Annotated in this window: 6 protein-coding genes; all 6 read right to left on the bottom strand. The window is 61.2% G+C overall.

Annotated elements, in window-relative coordinates; genetic code table 11:
- Window positions 1-241 precede the first annotated feature (241 nt).
- The 6 genes from rpoD to rbfA all read right to left on the bottom strand — a co-directional run bounded on the left by rpoD (window position 242) and on the right by rbfA (window position 7,192).
- Window positions 242-1,591, bottom strand: a complete 1,350-nt coding sequence (gene rpoD, locus I2D41_RS00155; RefSeq protein ID WP_195363137.1) for an RNA polymerase sigma factor RpoD — start codon at window positions 1,589-1,591, stop codon at window positions 242-244.
- Between the two features lie 110 nt (window positions 1,592-1,701).
- Window positions 1,702-3,801: a DNA primase gene (dnaG, locus tag I2D41_RS00150; RefSeq protein ID WP_195363136.1), complete on the bottom strand. Its 2,100-nt coding sequence runs from the start codon at window positions 3,799-3,801 to the stop codon at window positions 1,702-1,704.
- The gene (gene ribF / locus I2D41_RS00145; protein WP_229042012.1) at window positions 3,794-4,801 is read right to left on the bottom strand and encodes a riboflavin biosynthesis protein RibF; all 1,008 of its coding nucleotides are present in this window, start codon (window positions 4,799-4,801) and stop codon (window positions 3,794-3,796) included. The genes dnaG and ribF overlap by 8 nt, the downstream gene beginning before the upstream one ends.
- Complete coding sequence (gene truB / locus I2D41_RS00140) at window positions 4,798-5,730, bottom strand: tRNA pseudouridine(55) synthase TruB (protein WP_195363135.1); 933 nt, start codon at window positions 5,728-5,730, stop codon at window positions 4,798-4,800. The genes ribF and truB overlap by 4 nt, the downstream gene beginning before the upstream one ends.
- Window positions 5,731-5,745: 15 nt before the next feature.
- Window positions 5,746-6,789, bottom strand: a complete 1,044-nt coding sequence (locus tag I2D41_RS00135) for a DHH family phosphoesterase (protein ID WP_195363134.1) — start codon at window positions 6,787-6,789, stop codon at window positions 5,746-5,748.
- Window positions 6,782-7,192 (bottom strand): 30S ribosome-binding factor RbfA, encoded by a 411-nt coding sequence (gene rbfA, locus I2D41_RS00130; RefSeq protein ID WP_117629486.1) that lies wholly within the window; start codon window positions 7,190-7,192, stop codon window positions 6,782-6,784. Before rbfA ends, I2D41_RS00135 begins: the two co-directional genes overlap by 8 nt.
- Window positions 7,193-7,352: the final 160 nt, after the last annotated feature.

The following is a 7,352-nucleotide window of genomic DNA, read 5'->3' as shown; positions in this document are numbered from 1 at the left end:
ACCTACAACAGCGCGGTTAACAGCCGCGTGCTCTACCATTGAGCTACCGAGGAATAGGTGCGTGCTCTCAAGCAACGAAGTTTATTATACGGACGAATCAGCTTAGGGCAAGAACTTTTTTAAGAAATTTTCCGACCTAGTCGTTGGGGACGTTCTTAAACGACTAGTCATTCAAGAACGTCCCCAACGACTACATGAAAGCGCCCCCAAGCGAATGTGCTTGAGGGCGCCTCTTGCTTGACTAGCTTTCGATATAGTCCTTGAGCTTGCTGCTGCGGCTCGGGTGGCGGAGCTTGGCCAGGGTTTTGGACTCGATCTGGCGGATACGCTCGCGCGTGACGCCAAACTCGCGGCCGACTTCCTCGAGTGTACGGGGATGTCCGTCAACAAGGCCAAAGCGCAGCTCGATAACCTTGCGCTCACGATCGGCAAGCGAGTCGAGCACCTGGGTGAGCTGCTCCTGCAGCATGGAGAAGCTGGCGGCATCGGGCGGAACGATGGCCTGGGAGTCCTCGATAAAGTCGCCCAGTTGGGAATCCTCTTCCTCGCCAATGGGGGTCTCGAGCGACACGGGCTCCTGCGAGATCTTCTGGATCTCGCGGACGCGGTCGGCGCTCATGTCCATCTCGGCACCGATCTCCTCGGGGGTCGGGTCGCGGCCCAGGTCCTGAAGGAGCTGACGCTGCACGCGGACGAGCTTGTTGATGGTCTCGACCATGTGCACGGGAATACGGATGGTACGGGCCTGGTCGGCGATAGCGCGCGTGATGGCCTGACGGATCCACCACGTGGCGTACGTGGAGAACTTAAAGCCCTTCTGGTAGTCGAACTTCTCGACGGCGCGGATCAGACCGAGGTTGCCCTCCTGAATCAGGTCCAGGAACAGCATGCCGCGACCGACATAGCGCTTGGCGATGGAGACTACCAGACGCAGGTTTGCGCTGATGAGCGCCTGCTTGGCTTCGAGGCCCACGTTCTCAATGCGCGTAAGGCGACGCATCTCGGCACGCGTGAGTTCGAGCTCACCAGCATCGGCAGCCTCGAGCTTCTCGGTGGCCTCAAGACCGGCCTCGATCTTCATGGCCAGATCGACCTCTTCGGAGGCGGTCAGCAGGTCGACCTTGCCGATCTCCTTGAGGTACATACGGACCGGGTCGCCGGTCAGCATCACCGTGGAGGCATCGATGCCACGCACGCGGGAGCGTGAACGGGACGTGCGCACGGTGCGCTTCTTCTTGCTCTTGGAAGAACCCATCTCGGCGTCGGCCTGACGGGCCATCTTGAGCTCGTGATCGTCGAGCGAGCCGGAATCGTGCTCGTCGTCGTCATCGAAATCGTCGGTATCGGTATCGTTATCGTCATCGTCGACGTCCATGGGGGCGTCGTCGTTACCGCTCGCGGAGATAATCTGGATGCCGCTGTTGCGCAGCGCGGAATACACCGCGGTGAGCTGCTCATCAGTTACATCGATATCCTTCAGGGCGACCTGAATCTCGTCCTCGGTTACCGAAGTCCTGTTTGAGCCGTTGCCCATGAGCTTTGCAACGTAGGATTCCAGCCCAGTACCCGTGCTCTCAGTCTTTTTTGGCACAGATTCTCCCTTCATAGTCCACAGGACTCAATACTTTAGCACACACATTGACGTCTATACCCAAAAAGAGGACTGGATATAGGCGAGAATACGCTGGTTGACCACAACATCTAGGCTTGTTCGGTGCCTGCGGCCTCCAGGCCGATCAAACGGAACGGGTCCGCCACGCCGCCGATCGACTTTTGCAGTTCGCGTTGACGCTGCGAATCTTGCGCAGCCTGAACGGTCAGCGCGCGACGGGCCTCATCATCGAGCGAACGGTCCTGGCGCAGCTTGGCCTGTGCGGCACGCATGCGGCGTTTGATGGTGTAGAGCTCGAGCGTATCGAGCATAAACACGATGTTCGTCTCGGTGGGGTGCTTGCTCGTCGCCGAGATGCGCCCGGCACTCACAAGCGTTGCCGCATCGGGACACACCGAGCGCGCCGCATCCATGCAGGCTGCAGGATCGGTTCCCGGCGGCGTTGCCAGAACGGCCCACGCGATGGACTCGTGACGTGGGTCAACCCACTCGATGGAGCAGATGCGGTCGGCATACGTGCGGAACAGGTCGGGGTAGCTCGTAAGCATCGTCAACAGCTCGCGCTCCCCTGCCAAGGACTTGCGCTCAAGATCGGTAAGAACCATAGGGGCCGAGGCGTCCGCCGGAACACCGGCGGGCGCAGAGCACATACCGTCAGGCACATCAATCGGCGGTAAGTCGTCAACGACCTCCACTGGTGCAGCACCATAGGCATCGAGCGGGACGTAGTCGTACGGCTCTTCCTCGACCGGCGCCGCTACTGCAGGCGTCGCGCCCGATGCCCAAGCGCCGCGACCGGCATCGCGAGAACCCGACGCCCGACCGACCGCGCTACCGGACCACTCAGCCTGTGCCCGCTGGCGTTTATAGTTTTGCTCGCGACGGCGCTCCGCATCCTCGCGCTTGGCGACATCGCGAAACACGCGACCCGAACTCGCTCGCACCGTCTCCAGATCCAAACCCAACAGATCGGCAATCTGGATAAAGTACGTGTCAATCATATAGCTATCGCGCAGCGGATAGATGAGCGTGAGAGCGTCCTCCAGCGCCTTGGCGCGACCGCCCGGCGTGGTGATGTCGCTCGACTCCTGCAGCGAACGGTACACAAAGTCCATGAGGGGCTCGGCGGCGTCAATGCGTTTCCGCAGCTCCTCTCCACCGTGCGCCGTGATGAACTCCATGGGGTCGTTGCCGTCGGGGAGCACCACGCAGCGCAGGTCCATCGAATCCTGCTCGATAAACTGAATCGCACGACGAGCGGCCTTCTGGCCCGCGGCGTCTCCGTCAAACATATAGACGATGCGCTTGGCAAAACGGGTGAGCGTCTTGACGTGATGCTCCGTGAGCGCGGTGCCCAGCGTGGCGACAACGTTTTTAATCCCCGCCTCCCAGCAGGCGATGCAGTCGGTATAGCCCTCTACCACGATGGCGGTATCCTGCGCGACGATAAACTCCTTGGCCCAATTAAAGCCGTAGAGGTTTCGCTTTTTGTGGAACACGCTCGTCTCGGCGGTGTTGAGGTACTTAGGCTGGCCGTCACCCATGATGCGCCCGCCAAAGGCGATGTTATGACCCTGCTCATCAAAAATGGGGAACATCACGCGGTCGTAGAAGCGGTCGGCAAGCTGCCCGCGCCCGCGGCTCACGGCCACGTTGGCATCGATCATCTCCTGCGGGGTAAAACCCGCCTGGGACAGGTGTGACACCAGCGCGTTACGGCCCGGTGCAAAGCCCAGACAGTAGCGGCGGCAGACATCGCCACCCATGCCGCGGCTGGCAAAGTACTCGCGCGGACGGCCGTCCTTACCGCGCATGAGCATGGTGTGGTAGAACTGGGCGGTCTCGGCGCACAGATCGTAGATTCGGGCACGCTTAGTACCGCGCTCGCGGCGATCTCCGGTGTCATGCAGCTCAATACCTGCGCGATCGGCCAAATAACGGATTGACTCGGGAAAACTCAGGTTCTCGCGCTTCATAATATAGGTGAAGACATCGCCACCCTCGCCGCAGCCAAAGCAATGCCACACCTGCGTGGCGGGGATAATGTGGAAAGACGGCGTCTTTTCGCCATGGAAGGGGCAGCAACCCCAAAACTCATGGCCGCGGGGCTTGAGTTCAACCGTTTCCTGCACGATGGCAACCAGGTCGGACGCAGCGCGTACCTGGTCTTTTTCCTCATCGCTAATCACGGATGCTCACCCCCTGCTCACCCAAGTTGTGACGAATGTCCTCGATATTACCCTCGACGGTCGCGATCAACTCATCCAGCGAATCAAACACACGCGAGGGGCGCAGCCAGCGCGTAAACGCCAGCGAAACAGAAGCGCCGTACAGGTCGCCCGTATAACCAATTAAATTAGCCTCGAGATGCGCCGAAGCGGCATCGTCGGCATACGTCGGCGGCAGTCCGACGTTAACGGCAGCGGGCCACACGATGTCGTTGACCAGCACCAGGCCCTCATACACACCATCGGCAGGCACCTGAATGCCGTCGGGAACTTGCAGGTTTGCCGTGGGAAAGCCCATGCCAGAACCCTCATGACGGCCGCGAGTAACACCGCCGCGCACCATATACGGGCGGCCGAGCAACTCAGCAGCAAGCTCCACATGGCCCTGTCCCAGCTCATGACGGATGCGGGTGGCACAAATGGCCTCACCGCCCTCGCAAAGCAGGTCGTGACCATACACGTCAACGCCGTGCTCGGAACCCCAGACGCGCATCTCGGCAACACCAGAAGCACCGCCACGACCCAGCCTAAAGTCGCTACCAACGCGAATCGAACGAATGTCAACCACGCGCGACACCAGCGAGAGAAAACCAACATGGTCAAGTGCCGCAACCTCAGGCGTAAAGGGAACGGCCACCACCGCATCGACCCCGGTCTGAGCCAGGGCATGTAGACGGTCGGCCGTCGTCATCAATTTTTGAGCGGGCGAAGGGCTCACCACGACGTCCGGGTCCGGATCGAAGGTGACCACGACTGCCTTGCAGCCATGGGCGCGGGCATCACGGACAAGCGCTTCGATGAGCTCCTGGTGTCCACGGTGAACGCCGTCGAACACGCCGATGGCAATCGATGCGGCACCCAAGTGCTCGCACTCATCAAACGCATCGGCAGCAACGATGCGAGCCTCGTCCGACTCGCCCGCGAAAAAGACACGCGCGAGCTCGCGAGCGGAAAGCATCATCGAACACCGCCGATTGCCTGCGGAAACACGTGCTCCATGACAAAACGGCCACCCTCAATGCGAGCGAGCGCCTTGAGTCCCCCATCGAGCACCAACGCAAACGGCGCCTTCGAGGCATCGAAATCGGCAAGCGCACGCTCAACGGGAATGCGACGGCCGCAGAGCAGGTCGTCGGCAAGATTGCCCGGCAAGTCAACACGCGTTGCGCCCAGGGCCGCAATGGGATCCAGGGAAAAGCCAGCGGCGGACTCGGGAGAAAGCTCCTCCACCGCATGACAGACGCCAACGGAAACAACACCGGAGGCCGTACGGCGCAGCGCGGAAATGTGCGCGGCGCTCTCACAGGCGCGGCCCAGGTCGCGAGCGAGCGCACGGATATAGGTGCCCTTGCTCACCGAGAACGCCACGGTCCACACACACGTATCACCTTCGCCGCCCACGGCGATCAGGTCGGCGGCATAGACCTCGACAGGGCGCGGAGGTAGGTCCACCGCATTGCCCTCGCGAGCAGACTTGTAGGCGCGAACGCCATTGACCGAGATGGCCGAAAACGCTGGAGGCACCTGCATCTGCGGGCCAAGCATAGCGGCCAGCTGTTCACGGGCGTAAGCGAGATCGCGCAGCTCGGGGGCAACGGGCACTGTGCGGACAGCCTCGCCCTCCGCGTCATCGGTATTGGTCTCGACGCCAAACGAAATGTCGGCGACATAGCTTTTGGTATCGAGGGTTAACATGCCCAGCAGACGGGTCGCCTGGCCGACGCCCACCACCATGACACCCGAGGCCATGGGGTCGAGCGTGCCGGCATGACCGACGCGCCGCTCATGGAGGGAGCATCGGCATTGCGAAACCACGTCGTGGGACGTGCAGCCCACCGGCTTATCGACGGCGAGCAGCATATTCAGTTGAGAAGGCGTACGACGAGCCATGTACCATCCAAAAAGTTAAAGCTCGACGGTCACCGAAGCGGGATCCTCCCCTACCAGTTCGGCCAGCATGGGAAGTGCCACGGTGAGCGTCTCGAGAATTGTTCCGTTGTTGGAAAAGCCGGCGGCGGCATGATGCCCGCCACCGCCAAAGTTGGCAGCAATCTCGGACACATCGAGGTCGCCCTTGGAGCGCAGGTTGCCACGCACCTTGGTATCGCCCTCAATGCCCTTTAAGAACATGCAAACCTCGACGCCCATCACCGAACGCACCACATCGACCAGGCCGTCGCACTCGTCCGAGGTGACACCGCAGGCCTCAAGGTCGCTCTGGTAGGCATAGCTATACGCCACGCGCCCATGCGCGACCGTCTTAATGCGACCCATGACAATGGACTTGAGGTGCAAAAACTCAACGCGCATGCTCTGGTAGACCTCGAGCGCAACGCGCGCCGGATCGGCACCGTGCGCCACCAGGCGCGAGGCCGCATGGAACGCGGCGGCATCGGCGTTTTGGTACTGAAAACGGCCGGTATCGGTAACCAAGCCACACAGCAGGCAGGTCGCAACGCCATCACGTGCGACAATGCCGCAATTGTCCAAGAAACGGTCGATGATCATGGCGCAGGCTGCAGCTTTGACGCGTCTCAGACTGAGCTCGGCAAACTCCTCGCGCGCCGGATGATGATCGAAGCACACCACATGCTTGGAGCGACGAAGCACCTCGGCGGAATTGTTGAGGCGCTCGACGACCGGCACGTCCACCGAGATGAACAGGTCGGGATTGCCGGTGTACGCAGATGCCGGCACCAGGCGATCGGAGCCTTCCATAAAGCGGTAGATGCGAGGAACCGGGTCCTCGTCTGCCAGCAGCAGCGCAATGTCCTTGTTGGGGAAAAACTTCATAAGCGAGAGGCCCAGACCCAGCACGGAGCCCAGGGCATCGCCATCGGGAGAAGTGTGTCCCGAAATCGCAATGGAGGACGCACCCTCGATGAGCTCGAGGATGCGTCGCTGAATATCTGCAGACTCGCACGAGGCGAGGTCGGCGGAATTAGTCATCTAAAGCTGCCTCCTGGGCGGCATCCGCTATCGGATAGCCGTCCTCGTCCTTTTCGATCGCAAGCGTGGCGGGAACGTTTTCCAGCGCACGCGTGATGCGCTCGGCCTCATCGGTCGAGCGATCGATGCGAAAATCGAGCTCGGGCGTGACACGCCAATCGAGCGAGCGAGCCAACAGGCTGCGAATACGGCCCTTGGCACTTGCGAGCGCCTCCATGACCTCGTCGTAGCGGCTCGCATCGCACGACACGAACACACGCGCGAACGAACGGTCCACCGCGACCTCGACCGCGGTCAAAGTAACTAGGTCGAGACGCGGATCGGAAACCTCAAAGAGCAGGATATAACCAAGCTTCTCGCGAAGCTGCTCGCCCAGACGGCGGGTTGCCTGCGTTTGCTTCATAGCGCTACCCCCTACTCGGTACGGGCAACCTGGTCGATGCGGTAACCCTCGATCTGGTCGCCGGGCTTGATGTCCTGGAAGTTCTCCAGGCCAATGCCGCCCTCGGAACCGCTCTTGAGGCTCTTGGCCTCGTCCTTGTAGTGGCGCATCGAGGCGATCT

The sequence above is a fragment of the Collinsella aerofaciens genome (assembly GCF_015552075.1).
GTDB lineage: Bacteria > Actinomycetota > Coriobacteriia > Coriobacteriales > Coriobacteriaceae > Collinsella > Collinsella aerofaciens_Y.
This window is presented reverse-complemented; position numbering and strand designations above follow the sequence as displayed.

Bases quoted from the DNA above. Each gene is read 5' to 3' on its own strand.
- ribF (WP_229042012.1), bottom strand. From the start codon at position 4,801: ATGATGCTTTCCGCTCGCGAGCTCGCGCGTGTCTTTTTCGCGGGCGAG.
- I2D41_RS00135 (WP_195363134.1), bottom strand. From the start codon at position 6,789: ATGACTAATTCCGCCGACCTCGCCTCGTGCGAGTCTGCAGATATTCAG.
- rbfA (WP_117629486.1), bottom strand. From the start codon at position 7,192: ATGAAGCAAACGCAGGCAACCCGCCGTCTGGGCGAGCAGCTTCGCGAG.
- truB (WP_195363135.1), bottom strand. From the start codon at position 5,730: ATGGCTCGTCGTACGCCTTCTCAACTGAATATGCTGCTCGCCGTCGAT.